The following is a 22548-nucleotide window of genomic DNA, read 5'->3' on the forward strand; positions in this document are numbered from 1 at the left end:
ACAGCGCGCAGGCTTGCCTATTCAATCCGCCACAACTGCCCTCAAACTTGACGGAGCCGCTATGCCTGCGCCCAAAAACACCTTCAAAGCCGCCCTTGCCGCCAAACAACCCCAGATCGGTTGCTGGATGAGCTTTGGCTCCCCCCTCGCCGCAGAGCTGATGTCCACCACCGGCTTTGACTGGCTGGTGATTGATGGTGAACACGCCCCCAATGACCTGCTCTCCATCACCGATCAGCTGCGCGCCATGAACGGGAGCGCCAGCCATCCGGTGGTGCGCGTGCCGATTTATGAGGACTGGATTCTGAAACAGGTGCTGGATGCGGGCGCGCAAACCGTGCTGGTGCCGATGATCGACACCGCAGAAGAGGCCGCCGCCGTCGTGCGCGCCTGCCGCTATGCCCCCGCAGGCGTGCGCGGCATGGGCGGAGCTGGCTCCCGCGTGACCGGCTTTGGCGCCATTTCCGACTACGTCAGCAATGCCAACGAGGAAATCTGCGTGCTGGTGCAGGCCGAAAGCCGCGCGGCGCTGGCCAATCTGGATGAGATTCTTGCCGTGGATGGCGTCGATGGTGTCTTCATCGGCCCCGCAGACCTCTCTGCCGACATGGGCTTTCCCGGCAACTCCGATGAATCAGCGGTACAGGCGGCCATCGCAGAGGCCATTCAGACCATCACCAAAGCGGGCAAAGCCGCAGGCATCCTGACCTTTTCCCAAGAGGCTGCGAAACGCTATCTCGATCTCGGCGCGACCTTCGTGGCGGTGGGAATGGACACGCTCCTGCTCGCAAAAACCGCCCGCGCACTCTCAGCAGAGGTGAAGGCCCTGACCTGAGGCGATTCCGCCGTCCCCACCAGCGGCCCAGCGACAGGCCGAACCCGCTCAGAAAACACATCACATGCGTGGCTCAGCGCGCATGTGGACCCAACGTCAATGCGCTCAAATGGCACGCTATCTGCCCAAAGATCGGCTCCAAACGTGCCAAAACCGTATAAAAATTAGGCATTTTCTGCCTGCTTTCCCCTGCAACTCTTTCGTCATTTCATTGAAAATCTTCTGGCAACGCCCTTAAAAACCAAGGATATGGAGAGAGACGCGCCCTCTGGCACCTGCCAGGCGCGGCCCAAAGCCCAAGGCGCGCGGAACTTTCTGTTGCAGAGGCGGGGGGCCGGTTTCTAGGGTGTGTACGCAACAAAAAAGCGGCCTGTCCGCACCCAATAGGCAAAGACTTACTCAGGGGATCACATATGAGCGCACCGCTCCTTTCCATCAAAGGTCTGACCAAGGCCTACCCCGGCGTGGTGGCCAATGACGACGTCTCCTTTGACATCGGACACAACGAAGTACACGCCCTGCTCGGCGAAAACGGCGCGGGCAAATCCACGCTGGTGAAAATGATCTACGGTCTGGTGAAGCCCGACAGCGGCGCCATGACATGGAACGGCCAGCCCTTCGCCCCGTCCGAGCCCAAAGCCGCCCGCGCCTCAGGCGTGGCCATGGTGTTTCAGCACTTCTCCCTGTTTGACGCATTGAACGTGGCCGAGAACGTCGCCCTTGGCATGGAAAACCCGCCGTCGATGCGCGACCTTGCGCGCCGCATCCGCCGCGTGTCGGAAACCTACGGCCTGCCGCTCGACCCCAACCGCACCGTGGGCGACCTCTCTGCCGGGGAACGTCAGCGCGTGGAGATCATCCGCTGCCTGCTGCAGGACCCAAAACTGCTGATCATGGACGAACCCACCTCGGTTCTGACCCCGCAAGAGGTCGAAATCCTGTTTCAGACCCTCAACAAGCTGAAGGCCGAAGGCACCTCGATCCTTTATATCTCCCACAAGCTCGAAGAGATCCGCACCCTCTGTGACCACGCCACCATTTTGCGCCTTGGCAAGAATGTGGGCGAATGTGTGCCTGCCGAGACCTCCGCCCGCGACATGGCGGAGATGATGGTCGGCGACACGCTGCAAACACCGACCCGCACCACCGACAAAGCGGGCGATGTGGTGCTGGATGTCTCTGGTCTCTCCATTGAGCCGAGCAATCCATTTGGCACCACGCTCAAAAACATCCACTTCACCGTGCGCGCAGGCGAAATCCTCGGCATCGGCGGCGTGGCTGGCAACGGGCAGGACGAACTGCTGGCCGCCCTCTCTGGCGAAGCGCTGACATGGCCGGATGCGATCAAGGTGAATGGCGAAGAGATTGCCAGCCTTGGCCCCAATGCCCGCCGCGAGCGCGGCATTCTGGCCGCCCCCGAAGAGCGTCTGGGCCACGCCGCTGCACCGGATCTGAGCCTGACAGAAAACGCCCTGCTGACCGGGGCGATCCGCGAAGGGCTGACCAACAGGGGCTTTGTGAACTGGTCCAGCGCCAGTGACTTTGCCAACCGCATCATCAAGAGCTTTGACGTGCGCACCCCCGGCAACCACGTAGCCGCCCGCGCGCTTTCGGGAGGCAACTTGCAGAAATTCGTGATTGGCCGCGAAGTGCTGCAACGGCCCAAAGTGCTGGTGGTGAACCAACCCACATGGGGCGTGGATGCCGCCGCCGCTGCGGCCATCCGCCAATCCCTGCTCGATCTCGCCGCCGAAGGGGCGGCCATCGTTGTGATCTCACAAGACCTCGACGAACTGATGGAAATCTCTGACCGCTTCGGCGCACTGAACGAAGGCCGTCTGTCTGACATCCGCTCCGCCGCAGGGCTGACGATTGATGAAATTGGCCTGATGATGGGCGGTGCCCACGGCATGGAAGTCGCCCACGTGGGCGAGAACGACCAAGAAGGAGCAAGCGCATGATCGCGCTTCAAAAACGCCCCACCCCGTCCCGCGCCCTGTCGCTGGCGACACCGCTGATCGCGGTCATCATCACCATGATCATGGGCGGCATCCTCTTTGCCGTGCTTGGCAAAAACCCGGTGGAAGCCATCCGCACGATCTTCTGGGATCCGGTGTTTGGCGAGTTTGCCTTCTACTATCGCCCGCAGCTCTTGGTGAAAGCCGCACCACTGGTGCTGATCGCCATTGGCCTGTCGCTGGGCTTTAAGGCCGGCATCTGGAACATCGGTGCCGAAGGTCAATACATCATGGGGGCCATCTGTGGCGCCGCCGTGGGGCTTGCGGTCTATCCGACAGAAAGCCGCCTGATCTTTCCGGTGATGATCCTTGCTGGCGCGCTGGGGGGCTGGGCCTGGGGCATGATCCCCGCTCTGCTGAAAGTCCGCTTTGGCACCAATGAAATCCTTGTTTCCTTGATGCTTGTCTACGTGGCAGAGCAATTCCTGGCCTCCATGTCGCTGGGCCTTTTGCGCAACCCCGACGGCCACGGCTTCCCCGGGTCGCGCAACTTTGGCGACTACCCGGCGGCCAACAGCTGGATCAACGAGGCCGCAGGTCTGCACTGGGGCATGGCATTTGCCTTTATTGCGGTGATCTTTGCCTATGTGCTTCTGAACCGTCACATCCTTGGCTTTAACATCCGCCTCACTGGCGAGGCCCCCCGCGCGGCCCGTTTTGCCGGCGTGAACCCCACCCGCCTGATCCTCTTCTGCCTTGGCACCTCCGGCGCACTGGCGGGTATGGCGGGTCTGTTTGAGGTCACCGGCCCCTCCGGTCAGGTCAACATCGACTTTGCCTCAGGCTATGGCTTCACCGCGATCATCGTGGCTTTCCTCGGCCGTCTGCACCCGGTCGGCATCCTGCTCGCAGCCCTGCTGATGGCCCTCACATATGTGGGCGGCGATCTGGCACAGGGCAATTTGGGCCTGCCGTCAGCGGCCATTCAGGTCTTCCAGGGGATGCTCCTGTTCTTCCTCCTGGCACTCGACCTGCTCACCAACTACCGCGTGGTTCTGAAAACGAAGGGCGTCGCATAATGGATCTCTCAGCCATCAACCCCGTCCTTCTGATCGCCTCCCTCATGGTGGCGGCGACCCCGCTGCTGCTGGCGGCGATTGGCGAACTTGTTGTCGAGAAAGCCGGCGTGCTGAACCTCGGCGTCGAAGGTATGATGATCGTGGGCGCGATCTGCGGCTTTGCCATCGCGGTGGAGACCACCTCACCCATGCTGGGCCTGCTGGCCGCCATGGTCGGCGGCGCGGTTCTGTCGCTGCTCTTTGCCTTCCTCACACAGTTTGCACTGGCCAATCAGGTGGCATCAGGCCTCGCGCTCACGCTCTTTGGTCTGGGGCTCTCGGCCCTCATGGGCCAGTCCTATGTGGGCATCAAGCCGCCCGCTCTGGCGAAACTCGACATTCCGGTGATCTCAGACATCCCGGTGATTGGTCCGATCTTCTTCTCCCATGACCCCGTGCTTTACGTGGGCATCGCCCTCACTGCCGCTGTCTGGTGGTTCCTGAAAAAGTCGCGCGGCGGGCTGATCCTGCGCGCGGTGGGCGAAAGCCATGATGCCGCCCACGCGCTCGGATATAATGTCATCCGCGTGCGCATTCTGGCGATCATGTTCGGCGGCGCCTGCGCGGGCCTTGGCGGTGCCTATATTTCGCTCATCCGCGTGCCGCAGTGGACCGAAGGCATGACCGCAGGCGTCGGCTGGATCGCCCTCGCCCTTGTGGTGTTCGCCAGCTGGAAACCCTGGCGCGTTCTTCTCGGTGCCTATCTTTTTGGCGGCATCAATGTTTTACAGCTCAATTTGCAGGCGGCAGGCATTGCCATTCCGGTCGAATACTTGGCAATGTCTCCCTATCTGATAACCATCCTCGTTCTGGTTATCATGTCGGCTGACAAGAGCGGCGCACCCGCCTCGCTTGGCCGTACCTTCCACGCCTCCCAGTGAGGCATATGATAAAAAACTGCTACCAACAGGGGGATCTCCCAAAATGAAATTCACCAAACTTCTGACAAGCGCAGCTGTCGCGCTGGGTCTGGCGACCACCGCCATGGCCGACACCACCAAAGTGGGCTTTGTCTACGTTGGCCCAGTGGGCGACGGCGGCTGGACCTACGAGCACAACAAAGGCCGTCTCGCGGTTGAAGAGAAGTTCGGCGACAAAGTGGAAACCACCTTTGTTGAGAACGTGCCCGAAGGTGCCGACGCCGAGCGTGTGATCACCCAGATGGCGCTGCAGGGCGCAGACCTGATCTTCACCACCTCTTTTGGCTACATGGACCCAACCATCAACGTCGCCAAGAAATTCCCGAAGGTGAAGTTTGAGCACGCCACCGGCTACAAACAGGCTGACAACGTGTCCGTTTACTCCGCACGCTTCTACGAAGGCCGCGCGGTGCAGGGCCACATCGCAGGCAAGATGACCAAAACCAACAAGATTGGCTACATCGCGTCCTTCCCGATCCCGGAAGTGATCCGCGGCATCAACTCCGCCTACATCCACGCCAAGAAAGTAAACCCGGACGTCGAATTCTCCATCATCTGGGCCTACACATGGTTTGACCCAGCCAAAGAAGCCGACGCAGCCAAGGCTCTGATCGAGCAAGGCGCAGACGTGATCCTGCAGCACACCGACTCCACCGCACCTCAGGCAGCGGCACAGGCGGCTGGCAACGTGATCACCTTTGGTCAGGCCTCTGACATGGGCGAATACGCACCGTTCCCACGTGTGTCCTCCATCATCGATGACTGGGCACCTTACTACATCGCACGTACCCAGGCTGTCATGGACGGCACTTGGGAATCCGTCTCCACATGGGACGGCATCGGCGCGGGCATGGTTGGCATCGGTGAAATCTCCGACGCGGTTCCAGCAGACGTGAAAGCCGAAGCACTGGCGCTGGTTGATGCACTGGCAGACGGCTCCTATCACGCCTTCACCGGCCCGCTGAACAAGCAGGATGGCACCCCATGGCTGGCAGAAGGCGAAACCGCCGCTGACTATGGTGACGACGGCCTGGCAGGCATGAACTTCTACGTTGAAGGCCTGACCGCCGAGATCCCGAACTAAGCCAGGCTTGGTTTTGAAACACAGAAGGCCCGCCACATTGGCGGGCCTTTTTGTATGGGCAGCCTAGCCAAAGGGCCGCAGGCCCGCGGGGCATCGCCCGACCTCCCCCACGGGAGGGCGATTTTGCACCGCCGGAGTGCCTAAGCATTGTTGTGTTTTATGGGAACTTCTTGCCAAGAATTGAGCTGAGGTCGCCCACCCGAGGTCGGGCGACACCCGGCTCTGGCCAACAAAAAACCGGGCGCTCTCGCGCCCGGCTCAAACTTCACAACCCTTAGATCACTCAGCGATCGTGCGGTCGTAGTCCAGCCGCTCCGCCGCCTGTAGCGTCAGGATCTGGAACAGGCGGGATGCCTCATCATCAGCCCCCACCGGCGTTCCGCCGTCACCGCCACCGGAGCCAAACACATAGGTCGGCACATTCCGCTTGGCAAAGGCCTCAGCCCACAGCTTCTGGATTTCCACTTCGGCATCGAGCTTCTGCGCCAGCGCGTTGTCGGCTTCCAGGATTTTGCTCTTGGCATAGGCCTCCGCATCCGCAGCAACCTGCACCGCCTCCGCATCAATCCGCGCCTTATCCAGCAGGATCTCAGACTGCTCCTTGGCAATCCGCGCCGCTTCACGCTCCCGCTCCGCAGCCGTGATCGCCAGCTGCTTTTCGGTCTCCGCATCGGTGGTCCGCTCAATCTGGATCACCTTGGCCGCGGCCTGACGTTCCGCCACTTCGCGTTCACCACGCGCCACGGCCAGAAGCTTTTGCTCTTCTTCCTGAATGCGCTGCTCACGCGCAATCGCACGATCCGCGGCCGCCTGCTGGCGTAACGCCATCCGGTCCTTAAATTTCTGGTTCGGGTTCACATCGGTCACACGCGCGGAGGTTACCGAGATCCCAAACTGGGTGAACGACTGCTGCTTGCGGCGTGGCTGACCGGTTTCATCCAGCAGCTTCTGCACCACAAAAACGGTCTTGGTGTCATCACCAAACTCTTCCTGATCTTCCCCAAGCGCGGCATTCGCCGATCCTGCCCGGTTCTGACCAGAAGACACCTGTGTCTCAATCCGGCGCACAAGATAGATCCCGTCTTCCATCTGGCGCTGGAATTCATTGTTAAATTCCGTCTTGCCGCCCTGGAAGTAATCTTCGGCAGACATCAACGCAGCGGTCGCACCCAGCGTCTCTTCAAAAGCCGGCACCAGTTCCGTGCGCAGCAGGTTTTCCGGCGTGCGGTACTGACGCGCCAGTCGCAGGAACGCCTCCTCATCAGAGGGCAGTTCAAACCGCGAGGTCGCAGACACAAAGGCATCCACCTGATCCAGGAACACCAGCGACTTTGGCGCAAGGTTCGCGCTCATCTGCGCGCTTTCTGCCTCAGCCACCACTTCGCCCCGTCCGGTCGAAGAGGCCTGCACCGACATCGCGTTCTTCCACGCATTGTAGCGGCCAAAGAGATAGAGGTTATAGCCCGTGTCAGACACCATCTTCTCTTCGCCCAGAATGGTGCGCACGTGGTATTTGAAACCCGGCTCCGCGTAAAAGAACATGCCGTTAAACAGGCTGCCCACCAGCATCAGCAAACCGGTCGCTTTCACAAACCATCCGGCGATGTTCACCGTGCCATCCACATTGGGTTTGTCCGGAAACTCAATAGAGCGCCGCAGCACATAGCCTGCAGCAATGACAAAGATCGAAATTATTGGCAAAAATAGCAAATTCTGCTCTCCCTGTTGTTGTTTCACCTGTCTGCCATATAGGCATTCCGGCACCTGCATGCCGTGAAACAGGCGGCTCAACCGCTAAATCCATGATGTCTTAGAAAGCGTGTCGCCTCGCCTTTGGGTAGTATTTATTGCCCCTCAGACGCGCATGTTGCACAAAAGCCACTTTTCGAAATCTGTCCCGCGGCGGCCCGCATTTGGCCGCCTGAAACAGCGCTTTTAAGGCGATGACTCCCACCATTTGACAGCCCTTGGAGGACACAGGCACAATCGCCCTGTAATCCGAAAGGAATTTGGTATGCGTCATCTGTTTCTCCCGGTCGCCGGGGCCATTGCCCTGTCCTGCAGCGCCCTCTTCACAGACCCCGCTTTTGCCCAAGACATCGCGGACACGATCTATTCCGGCGGCACCATCCTTACGATGGATGACAGCGCGCCACGAGCGGAGGCGCTGGCCACCAAAGATGGCCGCATCCTCGCTGTCGGCACGCTCGCGGATCTTCTGGCCCATCAGGGCGAGAGCACCCGCGCCTATGATCTGGACGGGCGCACCATGCTGCCCGGCTTTGTAGACAGCCACGGCCATGTGGTGATGGGCGGCCTTCAGGCGCTTTCGGCCAACCTGCTGGCCCCACCTGACGGGGACGTGACGGATATCGCCAGCCTGCAAGAGGCCCTGCGCGCTTGGATGGCGGACAATCAGGAGGCCATTGCCGCCTCCAACCTGATTGTCGGTTTTGGCTATGACCAGTCCCAGCTCGCGGAACAGCGCCACCCCACCAAGGCGGATCTGGATGCGGTGTCTACCGATGTGCCGATCATCCTTGTGCATCAATCCGGCCATTTCGGCGCGGTGAACACAGCTGCGCTTGTCGCCAATGACATCACCAAACGCACCCCGGTGCCGCCCGGCGGCATCATCCGCTACGGCGCGGATGGCGAGCCCGATGGCGTACTGGAAGAGAACGCCTTCTTCATGGTGCTCGGTCAGATGCTTGGCGGGATCGGGGATGAGGGCTTCAAGGCCTTCGCCCGTGCGGGTGCCAAACTCTGGGCAAGCTTTGGCTACACCACCGCGCAGGAAGGTCGCGCCACACCGCAGGTCGCCGCCATCGCCCGCGAAGTTGCTACCGAGGGCGGCATGGGCGTGGATGTGGTTGTCTATCCCGATGTTCTGGTGGATCGGGATTTCATCCTCGCCAATCAATCCGCCACCTACGACAACGGCGTGCGCATCGGCGGCGCCAAACTCACCATCGACGGCTCCCCGCAAGGCTTCACCGCGCTACGGGACCGGCCTTACTTTGATCCGGTTGGCAATTATCCTCCGGGCTATGCGGGCTATGCCTCCGCCACCCCCGAGCAGGTGCAGGACGCCATCAACTGGGCCTTTGGCAACGACATTCAGATTCTCACCCACGCCAATGGCGAAGGGGCCTCTGATATGCTGATCGCCGCCATCGACGCCGCCGAGGAGACCCACGGCCGGGCAGATCGTCGCCCGGTTCTGATCCATGGCCAGTTCCTGCGCCCCGATCAAGTGGCCGCGCTGGACCGGCTTGATGTCTTCCCCTCGCTCTTCCCGATGCACACGTTTTATTGGGGTGACTGGCACAGGGATCGCACAGTCGGGCCAATCAACGCCGACAACATCTCCCCCACGGGCTGGGTGCGCGAGCGCGGCATGATGTTTGGCACCCACCACGACGCACCCGTGGCCTTCCCCGACAGCATGCGCGTGCTCTCCGCCACCGTGACCCGGCGCACGCGCTCTGGTGACATCCTTGGCCCCCACCAGCGCGTCGACGTGATGACCGCACTCAAGGCCATGACCCTCTGGCCCGCCTATCAGCACTTTGAAGAGGCCGAGAAAGGCTCCCTCGAAGTGGGCAAAATCGCCGATTTTGTGATCCTCTCAGACGACCCGACTGCGGTTGATCCTGAGGCGCTCGACACCCTCAAAGTGGTCGCCACCATCAAGGACGGTAGCGAAATCTACCGGACCAAAGACGGTCCGCAAAAGACCTTGCTGGTGCCGCCGGTGGGCCACCATGTGCTCGACATCGCCCACGCTGCCGCGCGCAAAAACTGAGCGCTAACGGGCAGAGCGGCAAAAAACACCGCTCTGTTCAAACACAAAAAAACAAAATTTTTCGCAATTATTATCAAGGCCTTAATTCACGTTTGTGCGCATGAGTTGAGTTTTTTCTGATCCGCGCCGCCGTTGCCGTCCGTAGCTTCCACGTCAACATTGGAGAGGATTGAACATGTTTAGACGTACATTTATGGCCACTGTGATCGGCGCATCTTTGGCCATTGCGGGGGCCACTTCGGTATTCGCCGACGGCCACGGCAAGAAAATGGATATTGTCGACACCGCCGTTGACGCGGGCTCCTTCACCACCCTGGTTGCCGCTGTTCAGGCTGCCGGTCTGGTGGACACCCTGAAAGGCGATGGCCCCTTCACCGTATTTGCCCCCACCGATGCCGCCTTCGCAGCGCTGCCGGAAGGCACAGTTGAAAACCTGCTGAAGCCTGAGAACAAAGATCAGCTCGTGCAGATCCTTACCTATCACGTGGTGCCCGCCAAAGTGATGGCCGGTGACATCGACGGCAAGAAAGCCAAAGTCCTGACTGTGGAAGGTGAGCGTCTGGACGTGAACGCCCGCAACGGCGTGAAGGTGAATGACGCCAAGGTGACCGCTGCGGACATCACCGCCTCCAACGGCGTGATCCACGTGATCGACAAAGTGCTGATCCCGGGCACCTGATCGGCTGCGTTGTGCGCTACGCCGCTTGTCTGAGAGGGGATCGCAAACTGTTGCGATACAGGGCAACCGGTGGCGTGACATACACAAAAGGCGCGGATCACTCCGCGCCTTTCTCTATTCTCTAGGCCCTCAGATCAGCCTTTGATCAGGCCGAGGCTTTCCAGCTTCAGGATTACCTGATGCGCGCAGTTGTCCACGTCGGCACCTTCGGTTTCCACACGCAGCTCTGGATCAGCAGGCACGTCATAGGGGTCGGAAATCCCGGTGAATTCCTTGATCTTGCCTTCACGTGCGAGCTTGTAGAGGCCCTTGCGGTCACGGCGCTCACATTCCTCGATCGAGGTCGCCACGTGCACTTCAACAAAGGCACCAAACTGCTCGATGTCCTCACGCACTGCGCGACGTGTGGTGGCATATGGCGCAATCGGCGCACAGATCGCGATACCACCGTTCTTGGTGATCTCGGACGCCACATAGCCGATGCGGCGGATGTTGAGGTCACGGTGCTCTTTGGAGAAGCCCAGCTCGGAGCTAAGGTTCTTACGCACGATGTCGCCATCCAGAAGCGTCACAGGGCGGCCGCCCATTTCCATCAGCTTCACCATCAACGCGTTGGCGATGGTGGATTTGCCGGAACCGGAGAAACCGGTGAAGAACACGGTGAAACCCTGTTGCGCCCGTGGCGGACGGGTCTTGCGCAGCTCTTTCACCACCTCAGGGAAGGAGAACCACTCAGGGATTTCCAGACCTTCGGCCAGACGGCGGCGCAGCTCGGTGCCGGAGATGTTCAGGATGGTGACTTCATCCTTATCTTTGATCTCATCCATCGGCTCATACTGCGCGCGCTCCTGCACCCACACCATGTGTTTGAAGTCGACCATTTCGATGCCGATTTCTTCTTGGTGCGCGCGGAACAGATCCTGCGCGTCATATGGGCCGTAGAAGTCTTCGCCTGCGGAGTTCTTGCCGGGGCCAGCGTGGTCGCGGCCAACGATGAAGTGGGTGCAGCCGTGGTTTGCGCGGATCAGACCGTGCCAGACCGCCTCACGCGGGCCTGCCATACGCATCGCCAGGTTCAGCAGCGACATGGAAGTGGTGGAGGCTGGGTATTTGTCCAGCACCGCCTCATAGCAGCGCACGCGGGTGAAGTGGTCCACGTCGCCCGGCTTGGTCATGCCGACAACAGGGTGGATCAGCAGGTTGGCCTGCGCTTCTTTCGCGGCGCGGAAGGTCAGCTCCTGGTGTGCACGGTGCAGCGGGTTGCGGGTCTGGAACGCCACAACTTTGCGCCAGCCCATCTTGCGGAAATAGGCGCGCAGCTCGTTTGGCGTGTCGCGACGGCCGCGGAAATCATAGTGCACAGGCTGCTGAATGCCGGTGATCGGGCCACCGAGGTACACTTTGCCTGCGGTGTTGTGCAGGTAGTTCACTGCCGGGTGCGCATCGTCATCCGCACCAAAAACCTTCTCGGCTTCGCGGGCTTTGTTGGGCACCCAGTTGTCGGTCACGGTCATGGTCGCGAGGATCACGCCCTCTTGGTCACGCAGCGCGATGTCCTGACCCGCTTCAAGGGAGCCTGCGAACTCTTCGTTCACATCCAGAGTGATCGGCATTGGCCACAGGGAGCCATCCGCCAGACGCATATCTTCCACAACGCCGTTGTAGTCTTCTTCGGTCAGGAAGCCTTTGAGCGGGTTGAAACCGCCATTCATCAGCAACTCAAGGTCACAGATCTGACGCGGTGTCAGATCCCAGCTGACCAGGTCAGCCGCTTCGACTTTCAGTTTCTGAGCGCTCTCATAGGAGACATAAAGCTCAGGAATAGGAGCCAGGTTGTTTTGCATTGGATGTGTCCTGTGTTTGATGGGGACAAGGCCGCTTGCTGAGCCTGTCAATTCCGCATGGAGTGCGTTGTATTCTGCCAGCTTGCGGGCAAGGAATTGGTCGGTGAGGCGCATCTTCTCCGTCGCCCCACGGGTGGTCAGCGTATAGGCAAAGCGCTGGCGCTTGTCCGGCCCGGCCCTGTCGCTGATCGTGATCAGCCCCGCGTCCGCCGCCGCGCGTAATTGCGCATTCAGCCGACCCAAAGACATGCCCAGCGCCTGCGCCGTCGCCCGCTGAGACGCATCCGGCGCCGCATCCAGCTGGCGCAGGAGTCGGAAGATCAGATCTTCCTCGTCTGGGTTGGGTTTGACTGTGGTGTCGGGCATCTCAACGAGACTCAAAGTATGTTCACGCGTGAACACATTGCACAGCACATTTCAAAAAGAAAGCCCCTACACTCCCTAAACTTGTGAAATTTTAGCGACACAGCAGGTGATCACACAGCTGTGTTCGCCTTTTGCGCATTCGGCTGCCTTATGCGGCCGCTTCCTGATCCAGAATTTCACGCAGATCACTGCCAATCTGCACAGGCAGCGCCAACACCGGCTTTGACACCCCGCGCAGCTCCAGAATCTCCAGATCCAGCCGATCCACATCCTGACCAACCGCGCGCAGCACGTTCTCCGACACCAGAAGCTCAACCCCAAGATCCTTGGTGGCCCCCTCAAGACGGCTCGCCGCATTCACCGTGTCGCCAATGATGGTGCGCGGCGCGTGCTGCGCGGCGCCGATCTCCCCGATCACCAGCGTGCCCAGATGCACGCCCATGCCGATGGCAACCGGCGCGGCTTTTTCCGCTTTCAGGGCCTGATTGAAGGTCGCCAAGGCAGAGCTGATGCCAATCGCCGCCTCCATCGCAGCCCGCGCGCTTGCCGCCTCATCTTCCTGCTCAAACACCGCCAGCAGCCCGTCGCCAAGGTATTTGTCCACCGTGCCACCGGCCCCAATGACCGAGGGCACAATGGCATCAAAGAAACGGTTTAACAGAAAGACCACATCATAGGGCAGCTGGCCCGTGGTGCGCGCGGTGAACCCGCGCATGTCCAGAAACAGGATCGCCATATTGCGCTCTTTGCCAAGGCTCTGGTGCGCCCGCACCCGTCCACCATCGCTGTTAAAGACCCGCAAAACCGTGGCAGGCTGCACCGGCCGCAATTGGCAAGCCAGCCGCGCATTGGGCGGTGCATTCACCGCCGCCAGACTGGCCTCTTCTTCCGGGCTGGGCGGCGGAAGATGCTCTGCCCCCTCCTCAACAATCACGCGGCAGGTGGTGCAGCGTCCACGCCCGCCACACATCGCCAGATGCGCCACACCGGAGGCGCGCGACATCTCCAAAAGCGTCATGCCGGGCTGCCCCGAAATCTCAGGACCGGAGACATATTTGATCCGCACAGCGCCCCGCCGCGCTAAGAGCCGCCGCGTTGCCATGGCGATGACCACCCCAGCCAGCACCGCTGCAAATGCCCAGATCGCGATGGTGCTCCGCTGATGCAGCGTGGCAAAGGCCTCCGCCGACAACCAGTTGTAATACTCCGCCAACGCCGGAAACACATCCGGGTCCCGCAGCGCAGCCGATTGCAGCCGCCCCTGCACCATAAAGCCAGCCAGCGCAAACGCCGGCACCAGCACACCAAAGGCAATAAACGCCGGCAGCACCCGCTCCCAGAAATCCTGCGTGCGCAGCCAGAAATGCACACCCATACAGCCATGCGCCCATGTGATCAGCAGCAGCGCCGCCTGTTTCCAGCCGCTGCCAGTGTTCCAGATCAACCCGACGATATAGCCCATCTCGTCATTGAGCAGGAAAACCTCATGCGCCATCCGCGTGTGCACCACATGGGTGATCAGCAGGAAGGGGATCGTCAGCCCCAGCGCCACTTGAATCCACTCCCAGATCGGCACCCGCAGCGTCCGCCGCCGCGCCAGACGCCACAACGCCAGCCCGCCGTGCAACAGAAACGCGCCATAAAGCACCACACTGCCCAGAAAGCTGCGGTGCACCAGCTCGCGCATGTCCTGAAACGCTTCCGCCAGATCCAGCGAAATCAGCCCCAAGCCGATGTTGAGAAAATGCACCAGCACATAGGCAAACAGGATCAGGCCGGACACAATCCGCACCCGCACCCGCCAGTTGCCTTTCCAAAGAGTATTCATATGCGCCCGTTCAAAAATGTTGCCCTGCCTCAAACTGGCCAACACCCCCACCAGCGTCAAGATCACCCTCTGCGCCCTCGCGCAGATGTGCTGTGCGCGCGATCTTTCCAACACGCTCTTGCCCAGCCGGCTGCATCACACCCCGTTTTCTGTTAGACTTGCTAGAATAGGCCCGCAAAGCCCGCCGCGCTGTATCCCGGCACGCGGCATACTCCGCACTGTTGATGTTTCTCTGGTATCTCGTTTTTTCAGGAGTCCCCCATGGCCGCACCCGCTTCCCCGCTCAGCGATCTCAACAGAGATCTGGGCGATCTTTACAACGACATCGATTACTTCTCGACGCCCCTCAAAGACGTGCATGATGCGCTCAGCGCACTGGAGCGGATCGAAAAAACTCCAAACCGCATGAAAGACAAGGTCAAAGAGATCCACTCGGTTCTCTCCAACCTGCAAAAAGCCTGCAAAGCCGCCACCTGGCTTCCGGAGGTTGGCGAAGAGGCCAAATTCGCAGCTGAAACGCTGGACAGCATCAACACGGTCCTTGGCGAGGTGCAGACCGTACTGGGTGACATTCAAAAGGATGTCGACAAGGCCACGGAAGCGTTTTTTGAACTCAAAAAACCGGTCGATACCTCTTGGGCCGCGATTGCAAATGTCGAAGGGTTTCTGGAACGCGCCGAAACCGTCACGGCAGCGCTGCTCAAACATTATGACGGCTGCGAGACACCCGCTTCCGTCAACCGCTGCGCTGCGGCGCTGGATCAGCCACTCGCCCCCATTGTGCGCCCTTTAAACGACGCCAAAGATCAGGCGCAGAGCGCCCTCAATGCGGCAGAGCGCGCGGGGGAGGCTGTGGTGAACGCGCTTACAAAGGCGGTGGATTTCAGCGATTTCATCGAAAAGACCTATGCAGGCCTCAAGCCGATCCGGGACGCCATTCACGCCATCAGCTCCGCCCTTGCTCAACTCGCCCACTATGGGCAAACCCAAATCGAAACGGTGCTGGCGTATGGCAAACGACTCGCGAAAGGAACCTATCGTAGGATCAAAGGTCTTCTCGACCAAATCGACCGCGAATTGCACAAACTCAAGAAGAAGTTCACCGATTGGGCTTTCAAACCCATCCGCGACGCAATGCAAAAGGCACGGGATCTGCTTCAAGCGGAACTCAACAAACTGCCCGATTTTGACCCGGCCAAGGCAGCCATGACCGCGGTGCAAGCGCTGCTGGCACAAATTGAACAGGCGATCAACAGCTTGGCCAGCACCTGCGCCGATCTCTTCTCTGGCAAAACCCCCATCGGCAGCACAGCTTAGGAGCGCTGCCCCTGACGCATCAGGGATTTGGCCACTCTGAGGTCATTTCAGCCGGCTTCATTCCGCCACAAATACTCCCCCGGGGGGGGGAGCGTGGCGCAGCCACGCTGGGGGCTGGCCCCCTCCAACAATCAAAACAAACGGGGCCGCAGCATGTGCCGCGACCCCGTCAATGGTCCGATGTCAAACAGCTCAGCTGTTTTCGGCCACAAAACGCTCCGCATCCAGCGCTGCCATACAGCCCATGCCTGCGGATGTGACCGCCTGACGGTAGACGTGATCGGTTAGATCGCCTGCCGCAAACACGCCGGGGATGGAGGTTTTGGAGGTGCCGGGCTCGACCTGCACATAACCGCCGTTGTGCAGCTCCAGCTGATCTTTCACCAGCTCGCTTGCAGGCGCGTGGCCGATGGCGATGAACACGCCTTTTGCCGGGATCTCGGTGATCTCACCGGTCTCCACATGCTTCACCTTCACGCCGGTCACGCCTTTTGGCATCTCATCGCCCACAACTTCATCGAGCTCGTGGAACCAGAGGGTTTCGATCTTCTCGTTCTTGAACAGACGGTCCTGCAGGATCTTTTCTGCACGCAACTCGTCCCGACGGTGGATCAGGGTCACTTTGGAGGCAAAGTTCGTCAGGAACAGCGCTTCCTCAACAGCAGTGTTGCCGCCGCCCACAACCACGATCTCCTGGCCGCGATAGAAGAAGCCGTCACAGGTCGCACAGGCCGACACGCCAAAGCCTTTGAAAGCCTCTTCGCTCTCAAGGCCCAGCCACTTTGCGCGCGCGCCAGTCGCCAGAATGACCGCATCCGCGGTGTAAAGCGTGCCGCTGTCGCCTTTGGCTTTGAACGGGCGTTCGCTCAGGTCGAGATCGGTGATGATGTCGCCGATGATCTCACAGCCCATCGCGCGGGCGTGCTCTTCCATCTTCTGCATCAGCTCCGGGCCCTGCACTTCCACGAAGGAAGGATAGTTCTCCACCTCGGTGGTGGTGGTCAGCTGGCCGCCGGGCTCGATACCCTGCACCAGCACAGGCTCCAGCATTGCGCGGCTTGCATAAACACCCGCAGTATACCCCGCAGGCCCCGACCCGATGATCAGAACCTTGGTGTGTTTTGTCTCGGCCATGAAGGCACCTTTCTGCATTGCAAAATCTAAGTCGGTAGCCGATATAGCCATCCCCGCCCCGCAGGGAAAGCCCAAGACCCAAAAGCGGAACACTCTGCTCAACAAACAAGCGTGAGTAGGAAATCCGCAAAAGGATATTGCGCTAACACGAAACAATATTGCGCGCGCGCCCTTTGGTGATATAACAACCGCGAATTTGACCAATGAGACAGAGACATGCCCGGACACCGGCTTGATCCGATTGATCGCAAAATCCTCGCAGAGCTTCAGGCCGACGGCCGCATGACCAATGTCGAACTCGCCAAACGAGTCGGCATCTCTGCCCCGCCCTGTCTGCGCCGCGTGCGCACGCTGGAGGACGCCGGCTATATCCGTGGCTACCACGCCGATGTGGACAGCCGCGAACTTGGCTTTGAGGTGCAGGTCTTTGCCATGGTCGGGCTTGTGTCTCAGGCCGAAGTGGATCTCTCCGCCTTTGAGGAACGCTGCCGCCAATGGCCACTTGTGCGCGAATGCCACATGCTCAATGGCGAGGTGGATTTCATCCTGAAATGCGTGGCGCCTGATCTCAGCACTTTCCAGACCTTCCTCACCGAAGAGCTGACCAGCGCTGACAATGTGGCCAGCGTAAAAACCTCTCTGGTGATCCGTGGTGCCAAAGATGCCCCCGGCGTGCCGTTTGAGGTGCTCGAAGAACGTCTCAGCCGCGACGCCTGAGCCCATACCCAAGCTTTGAGACCATATGGACGCGCTCTCGGCGCGTCATGACTGCTGTGCAAACCAGCCCTGTATCATCTCAAGCAATGCGGAAAAGGCCGGAGACAGCGCCGACACGGGCCGATAGGCCGCCGAAGCGCGCCACACAGGCTGCAGTGCGCTTTGCGAAAGCACCCGCAACCGCCCACCCTCCACGTAAGGCCGGAGCAGGTGGCGCGGCGCGCAGGTCAGCATATTCCCGTTTTGCACCACATCCATAATCATGTCGTATTGATCCGTGGTCAGCGTGGTGCGCAGCGGTTCCGCTGACGCCCCGCCCATGGCCGCAATCTGCGCCTGCAGATCACTCGGGATTTCCGGAAGGCTGAGCGGATAGGCCGCAATATCCTTGAGCGACAGCGCCTGCGCTCCCTGCAACGGATGCGCAGGCCGCGACGCGATCTGCATCGGCTCTTCAAACAGCGGCTGCAGCATCACATCCGGGCCACAGGCCTCCGCATTCAGCGCCCCAATCCCGAGATCCAGACGCCCCGCCGCCACATCCTTGGTGATCTGATCCGCCGAACTGGTCTGCAGGGTCAGTTGAAAATCCGGATAGGCCCGACAAAACGCAGGCACCACCTGACGCAACACCCCGTGGATCACCACCGGCCCCGCCGCCACTCTCAGCGAGCCGCGCTCCCCTCCGGCCAGCAGGCCCAGCTCATCCTCCAGCCGGTTGAGGCGGGACAGGATATCCGGCGCTGTCTTCAGGATATGATGCCCAAAGACCGTCGGCTCTGCCCCTTTCTTGGAGCGCAAAAACAGACGCACCCCCAGCCGTTCCTCAAGCGTGTTGATGCTGGCCGTCAACGCAGGCTGGCTCAGGTTCAGACGCTGCGCTGCCTGATTGAAGGTGCCCAGCTCGGCAATGGTCAGGATCTGCTGCAAATGGCGCGGGGTCAGCATCACGGCTCCTTGTTATAGATCTTATCTATAACATATGCAGATTAATTCCATTATTCCTTTAATATGCCACGGTCTATTTTCTCCCAAGTTTTTGAGGAGACCCCATGACCTTCAACGCCAAAGCCCCGCCCCTGGCCGGTTTGTTCCTGTGCTGTCTCGCACTGGCGAGCCCCGGCACAGCCTCTGCGCACGCAGCCGAATCCCACACCAAAGCCGCCAATGCTGCTGTGCAGGCGCAGCTGGATTTTAGCAACCAACAGGATTTCGAGGACGCCCAGCGCGGCTTCATTGCCACCATCGAGCCTGCGATCATCACCAATGACAACGGCGATGTGGTCTGGGACATGGAGCGCTATGACTTTCTGTCAGGCCCCGCGCCTGACACGGCCAACCCCAGCCTGTGGCGGCAAAGCCAGCTCAACGCCCTGCATGGGCTCTTTAAAGTCACCGACCGGATCTATCAGGTGCGCGGCTTTGATCTCGCCAATATGACTCTTATTGAGGGGGACACCGGCTGGATTGTCATCGACCCGCTCACCACCAATGAAACCGCCCGCGCCGCGCTCGCCTTAGCCAACCGCGAGCTGGGGGAGCGCCCGGTGAAGGCGATCATCTACACCCACAGCCACGCCGATCACTTTGGCGGTGCGCGCGGCATCATCAGCGAAGAAGAACAGGCCGCAGGCGACATCCGCATCATCGCGCCCGAAGGCTTCATGGAACATGCGATTTCCGAAAATGTTCTGGTCGGCAACACCATGGCCCGCCGCTCTGCCTATCACTTTGGCAATGTGGTGCCTGCCGGACCGGAGGGCCAGATCGGCTCTGGCCTCGGGCAAAGCACCGCCACCGGCGTTGTCTCACTTGTTGCGCCCAATGAAACCGTGTCAGAAACCGGCGCCATGCTGACCGTGGACGGGATCGACATCGAATTTCAGATGGCCCACGGCGCTGAGGCCCCCTCTGAGTTCATGTTCTATTTCCCGCAGTTCAAAACGCTCTGTCTGGCGGAAACGGTGAACCACACGCTGCACAACACCTACACCCTGCGCGGCGCGCGCGTGCGCGATGTGCTGGCCTGGACCCACTATATCAACGAATCCCTTCAGATGTTCGGCGACCGCACCGAGATCGCCTTTGGCAGCCACCACTGGCCGAGTTGGGGGCAGGAGCGGATCAACACGCATCTGATCACCCAGCGCGACGCCTACCGCTTTATCCATGATGAAACCCTGCGTCTGGCCAACCACGGCCACGGCCCGCGCGAGATCGCCAATCTGATCGAAATGCCCGAACCCCTCGCACAGGTCTTTGCCAACCGCGGCTATTACGGCAGCGTCAAACACAATGCGCAGGCGGTCTACAATTTCTATCTCGGCTGGTTCAACGGCAACCCTGCTCTGCTTGATCGCCTGCCCCCGGTGGACAGCAGCACCCGCTATGTCGCGGTGATGGGCGGGGCTGATGCGGTTCTGGAAAACGCGCAACGCGCTTTTGAAGACGGCGAATACCGCTGGGTCGCGGAGCTGGTGAACCACGTGGTCTATGCCGATCCCGAAAATGAACAGGCCCGCACCCTGCAGGCCGCCGCCCTGCGGCAGATGGGCTATCAGGCCGAAAGCGGCAGCTGGCGCAATTTCTACCTCAGCGCAGCACAAGAGCTGGAAAACGGTGTGCGCCCCGTCCCTGCCCCGCTGCCCGGTCCGGACACGGTGAAAGGCATGTCCCTTGATCTGTTCTTTGATTTTCTCGGGGTGAAGCTCAACCCGGAGCTGGCAAAAGACGCGGAAATCATCATCAACTTCGACTTCCCCGATCAGAACGCGCAATACATGATCGAGCTGAAAAACGGCGTGCTCAACAACACCCGTGATGTGCAATCAGACGATGCCCATGTGTCTCTGATCATGGACCGCAGCGCGCTGGACAAACTCATCCTGCAGGAGGCGGGTTTCATGTGGCTGGCCACCACCGGCGAGATCAAGTTCACCGGCAATCCGCTGGCTTTCCGCAAGCTGATGGGAATGATGGACGACTTTGACCCATGGTTTAACATCGTCACGCCATGAATTCAGACCAGACGCCGCGGCGGCATGGCCCGCTCCGGCGTCCAGCTCACACCAGCGCCAGATACTGATATTGGCGCACGCGGTTGTGCCCTGCGTCCTGAGCCGCACTCAGCCCCTGATCCGCGCGCCGCATCGCTGAATCGATGTCCTCATCCCCTTCGCGATACTCCACGCCAATCGACACCGTGCAGGACACGCTGCCCTGATCCGCTGGCAAAGCCTCCTGCTCCACCGCGCTGCGGATGCGCTCGGCAAAGTCCAAGGGCGCACGTCCCAGATCATCAGTCAGAAAAACCGCAAATTGCGCGCTGCCAACCCGCGCCGCATAGCCACCTGCCGCCGTCTGCACCTTCAAAACCTGCGCCACCATGGCAATCACCTGATCTCCGATCTTATGGCCATGGTTCTGGTTGATGGCTTTGAAACCATCGATGTCCACCAGCAGGATCGCCCCGCGCCCAAGGGCGGTATCGGAAGCAAAAAGATCAAAGAACGCAGCCCTGTTCAGCAGACCCGACAGGCTGTCATGCGCCAAAATCCGTTCGAGTTCACGATTGAGCTCATAGACACGCCACATCTTTTTCGCCGCCCAATGCGAGGCCAGAGGGGCCACAATCAACGGAACAGTCACAGAAGGCAGCAGCGCTTGAGGCGACAGGCCGGTGGGCGACAGCACAGAGGTCAGCGCTAATGAGCCTATCAGGGACGCCACCGTCACGAAAAAAACCAAAGTCCATCGATCGCGGCTGTTCTTAATATTCACGCGCCAGAAACCCTTACTCATTCCCTGTCCCTTTATGCGCCAAACACGGGCGAAGCCAAATAGATTGCTCCCCCCTCTATTTGCATGACCAAACGTAAAGAAAATCATTCCGCCAGGATGACAGCGGCCTCCGCCTGCAAAATCTCCGCCAAAACCGCCGCGCCGCGTGTGGGTTCTGACCGCATCGGCTCCATCAGGGCAATATCGCGGTGCGCCTCCGGGTGATCGAGCTTGCGCAGCCCCACATTTGTGCCCCGCCGCACCTCCGTCGCCGCATAGACGCTGGGCAGCACCGCCACCCCCGCGCCGCTGGCCGCCATCAGCCGGATCGCATCCAGACTGGTGCCCTCATATTCATCCGACACCCGCCCGCCCGCGCGCAGGGCCAACCCTTCCACAATATGCGAAAGCCTGTGTTTGCGCCCCAAGGTCAGCAGGGTTTCATTCTGCAGCACCTCAAGCGTCATCGCCTCACCTTCTGCCTGCGGATGATCCAGTGCAAAGGCCGCCCAGAGCGCCTCGGTAAAGAGGGGCATAGCCCGCGCGCCCATATGGTCCTCAGGTGTGGAGATGATCATATCAAGCCGCCCGCTGCGCAGCCCTTCTTCCAGATCATGGGTGCTTTCCTCCCGGATCACGAGGCGCAGGTCCGGATGTTCCGCATGCAAGCGACGCACCACGCCGGGCAGCAGATACGGCCCGATTGACGGCAACACGCCCAGCCGCAGCCGCCCCTGAAAAATCCCGCCCCCGCGCGCCACCGCGCGCAAATCCTCCATTTCATGCAGGATCATCCGCGCCCGGCGCACCACCTCTTCGCCCACAGGAGTAGGCTTGGCCCCACCGCGCCCGCGCAGGAACAAGGTGGTGCCCAGATCCGCTTCCACCTCAGCCAGCTGCGCAGAGAGGCTCGGCTGGCTCACATTTAACCGATCCGCCGCCACACCAATCCGCCCGGTCTCAGCCACCGCCACGATATATTCCAACTGCCGCAATGTCGGGCGCATTTCATAGCCTCAAACTATACAAATCGAAGAAATCTTATATTTGAACAAATGTTTCGCACAAGAGATATGAGGCCAAATGCAATGCCTCCCGCTGCCTGATCTCTTTGGCGGCATGACCAAGGACCGCTCTATGGATCTCCGACGACCCGACCC

The 22548-nt window shown here is 60.3% G+C and carries 17 protein-coding genes; 10 read left to right on the forward strand and 7 right to left on the reverse strand.

The window, feature by feature from the left end:
• The first annotated feature begins 61 nt into the window (after positions 1 to 61).
• The 5 genes from ACO07T_RS08505 (at position 62) to ACO07T_RS08525 (ending at position 5915) form a co-directional block, all read left to right on the forward strand.
• On the forward strand, positions 62 to 835 hold the full coding sequence (locus ACO07T_RS08505; RefSeq protein WP_422049040.1) for an HpcH/HpaI aldolase family protein: 774 nt from the start codon (positions 62 to 64) through the stop codon (positions 833 to 835).
• A gap of 413 nt (positions 836 to 1248) precedes the next feature.
• Positions 1249 to 2796, forward strand: a complete 1548-nt coding sequence (locus tag ACO07T_RS08510) for an ABC transporter ATP-binding protein (protein ID WP_422049041.1) — start codon at positions 1249 to 1251, stop codon at positions 2794 to 2796.
• Entirely contained in the window at positions 2793 to 3872 is a 1080-nt protein-coding gene (locus tag ACO07T_RS08515) for an ABC transporter permease (protein ID WP_209085825.1), read from the forward strand. The genes ACO07T_RS08510 and ACO07T_RS08515 overlap by 4 nt, the downstream gene beginning before the upstream one ends.
• A complete protein-coding gene (locus tag ACO07T_RS08520; protein WP_209085822.1) occupies positions 3872 to 4792 on the forward strand; it encodes an ABC transporter permease in 921 nt (306 codons plus the stop codon). Before ACO07T_RS08515 ends, ACO07T_RS08520 begins: the two co-directional genes overlap by 1 nt.
• Positions 4793 to 4835: 43 nt before the next feature.
• The gene (locus tag ACO07T_RS08525; RefSeq protein WP_209059661.1) at positions 4836 to 5915 is read left to right on the forward strand and encodes a BMP family ABC transporter substrate-binding protein; all 1080 of its coding nucleotides are present in this window, start codon (positions 4836 to 4838) and stop codon (positions 5913 to 5915) included.
• Positions 5916 to 6194: 279 nt separating this feature from the next.
• Here ACO07T_RS08525 and ACO07T_RS08530 read toward each other — a convergent pair whose 3' ends face one another.
• Complete coding sequence (locus tag ACO07T_RS08530) at positions 6195 to 7625, reverse strand: SPFH domain-containing protein (RefSeq protein WP_422049042.1); 1431 nt, start codon at positions 7623 to 7625, stop codon at positions 6195 to 6197.
• Positions 7626 to 7929: 304 nt separating this feature from the next.
• Between ACO07T_RS08530 and ACO07T_RS08535 the strand changes: the two genes are divergently transcribed.
• Together ACO07T_RS08535 and ACO07T_RS08540 are read left to right on the forward strand one after the other, a co-directional pair.
• Entirely contained in the window at positions 7930 to 9723 is a 1794-nt protein-coding gene (locus ACO07T_RS08535) for an amidohydrolase (RefSeq protein ID WP_422049043.1), read from the forward strand.
• A gap of 175 nt (positions 9724 to 9898) precedes the next feature.
• Positions 9899 to 10402, forward strand: a complete 504-nt coding sequence (locus tag ACO07T_RS08540) for a fasciclin domain-containing protein (protein ID WP_422049044.1) — start codon at positions 9899 to 9901, stop codon at positions 10400 to 10402.
• A 134-nt stretch (positions 10403 to 10536) separates the two neighbouring features.
• Here ACO07T_RS08540 and ACO07T_RS08545 read toward each other — a convergent pair whose 3' ends face one another.
• Both ACO07T_RS08545 and ACO07T_RS08550 read right to left on the reverse strand, forming a co-directional pair.
• Entirely contained in the window at positions 10537 to 12612 is a 2076-nt protein-coding gene (locus ACO07T_RS08545; RefSeq protein ID WP_422049045.1) for a bifunctional sulfate adenylyltransferase/adenylylsulfate kinase, read from the reverse strand.
• 148 nt (positions 12613 to 12760) lie between these two features.
• The gene (locus ACO07T_RS08550) at positions 12761 to 14440 is read right to left on the reverse strand and encodes an adenylate/guanylate cyclase domain-containing protein (RefSeq protein ID WP_422049046.1); all 1680 of its coding nucleotides are present in this window, start codon (positions 14438 to 14440) and stop codon (positions 12761 to 12763) included.
• A 261-nt stretch (positions 14441 to 14701) separates the two neighbouring features.
• On the opposite strand from ACO07T_RS08550, the gene ACO07T_RS08555 reads away from it, so the two are divergent.
• Positions 14702 to 15757: a hypothetical protein gene (locus ACO07T_RS08555; RefSeq protein WP_422049047.1), complete on the forward strand. Its 1056-nt coding sequence runs from the start codon at positions 14702 to 14704 to the stop codon at positions 15755 to 15757.
• A 192-nt stretch (positions 15758 to 15949) separates the two neighbouring features.
• Here ACO07T_RS08555 and trxB read toward each other — a convergent pair whose 3' ends face one another.
• On the reverse strand, positions 15950 to 16891 hold the full coding sequence (trxB, locus tag ACO07T_RS08560) for a thioredoxin-disulfide reductase (RefSeq protein ID WP_209059644.1): 942 nt from the start codon (positions 16889 to 16891) through the stop codon (positions 15950 to 15952).
• Between the two features lie 216 nt (positions 16892 to 17107).
• Between trxB and ACO07T_RS08565 the strand changes: the two genes are divergently transcribed.
• Complete coding sequence (locus tag ACO07T_RS08565; RefSeq protein ID WP_209059642.1) at positions 17108 to 17608, forward strand: Lrp/AsnC family transcriptional regulator; 501 nt, start codon at positions 17108 to 17110, stop codon at positions 17606 to 17608.
• 45 nt (positions 17609 to 17653) lie between these two features.
• On the opposite strand, the gene ACO07T_RS08570 is transcribed toward ACO07T_RS08565, so the two are convergent.
• Positions 17654 to 18556, reverse strand: coding sequence for a LysR family transcriptional regulator (locus tag ACO07T_RS08570; RefSeq protein WP_422049048.1), 903 nt, complete (start codon positions 18554 to 18556; stop codon positions 17654 to 17656).
• Positions 18557 to 18660: 104 nt separating this feature from the next.
• Between ACO07T_RS08570 and ACO07T_RS08575 the strand changes: the two genes are divergently transcribed.
• On the forward strand, positions 18661 to 20625 hold the full coding sequence (locus ACO07T_RS08575) for an alkyl/aryl-sulfatase (protein WP_422049049.1): 1965 nt from the start codon (positions 18661 to 18663) through the stop codon (positions 20623 to 20625).
• 46 nt (positions 20626 to 20671) lie between these two features.
• On the opposite strand, the gene ACO07T_RS08580 is transcribed toward ACO07T_RS08575, so the two are convergent.
• A complete protein-coding gene (locus ACO07T_RS08580) occupies positions 20672 to 21409 on the reverse strand; it encodes a GGDEF domain-containing protein (RefSeq protein WP_422049050.1) in 738 nt (245 codons plus the stop codon).
• Between the two features lie 83 nt (positions 21410 to 21492).
• Positions 21493 to 22395, reverse strand: coding sequence for a LysR substrate-binding domain-containing protein (locus ACO07T_RS08585; RefSeq protein ID WP_422049051.1), 903 nt, complete (start codon positions 22393 to 22395; stop codon positions 21493 to 21495).
• Positions 22396 to 22548 lie beyond the last annotated feature (153 nt).

Source organism: Shimia sp. (assembly GCF_965227725.1).
Classification (GTDB): domain Bacteria; phylum Pseudomonadota; class Alphaproteobacteria; order Rhodobacterales; family Rhodobacteraceae; genus Shimia.

Bases quoted from the DNA above. Each gene is read 5' to 3' on its own strand.
- ACO07T_RS08535 (WP_422049043.1), top strand. From the start codon at position 7,930: ATGCGTCATCTGTTTCTCCCGGTCGCCGGGGCCATTGCCCTGTCCTGC.
- ACO07T_RS08540 (WP_422049044.1), top strand. From the start codon at position 9,899: ATGTTTAGACGTACATTTATGGCCACTGTGATCGGCGCATCTTTGGCC.
- trxB (WP_209059644.1), bottom strand. From the start codon at position 16,891: ATGGCCGAGACAAAACACACCAAGGTTCTGATCATCGGGTCGGGGCCT.
- ACO07T_RS08520 (WP_209085822.1), top strand. From the start codon at position 3,872: ATGGATCTCTCAGCCATCAACCCCGTCCTTCTGATCGCCTCCCTCATG.
- ACO07T_RS08580 (WP_422049050.1), bottom strand. From the start codon at position 21,409: ATGAGTAAGGGTTTCTGGCGCGTGAATATTAAGAACAGCCGCGATCGA.
- ACO07T_RS08550 (WP_422049046.1), bottom strand. From the start codon at position 14,440: ATGAATACTCTTTGGAAAGGCAACTGGCGGGTGCGGGTGCGGATTGTG.
- ACO07T_RS08575 (WP_422049049.1), top strand. From the start codon at position 18,661: ATGACCTTCAACGCCAAAGCCCCGCCCCTGGCCGGTTTGTTCCTGTGC.
- ACO07T_RS08545 (WP_422049045.1), bottom strand. From the start codon at position 12,612: ATGCCCGACACCACAGTCAAACCCAACCCAGACGAGGAAGATCTGATC.
- ACO07T_RS08510 (WP_422049041.1), top strand. From the start codon at position 1,249: ATGAGCGCACCGCTCCTTTCCATCAAAGGTCTGACCAAGGCCTACCCC.
- ACO07T_RS08525 (WP_209059661.1), top strand. From the start codon at position 4,836: ATGAAATTCACCAAACTTCTGACAAGCGCAGCTGTCGCGCTGGGTCTG.
- ACO07T_RS08570 (WP_422049048.1), bottom strand. From the start codon at position 18,556: ATGCTGACCCCGCGCCATTTGCAGCAGATCCTGACCATTGCCGAGCTG.
- ACO07T_RS08505 (WP_422049040.1), top strand. From the start codon at position 62: ATGCCTGCGCCCAAAAACACCTTCAAAGCCGCCCTTGCCGCCAAACAA.
- ACO07T_RS08515 (WP_209085825.1), top strand. From the start codon at position 2,793: ATGATCGCGCTTCAAAAACGCCCCACCCCGTCCCGCGCCCTGTCGCTG.
- ACO07T_RS08585 (WP_422049051.1), bottom strand. From the start codon at position 22,395: ATGCGCCCGACATTGCGGCAGTTGGAATATATCGTGGCGGTGGCTGAG.
- ACO07T_RS08555 (WP_422049047.1), top strand. From the start codon at position 14,702: ATGGCCGCACCCGCTTCCCCGCTCAGCGATCTCAACAGAGATCTGGGC.
- ACO07T_RS08565 (WP_209059642.1), top strand. From the start codon at position 17,108: ATGCCCGGACACCGGCTTGATCCGATTGATCGCAAAATCCTCGCAGAG.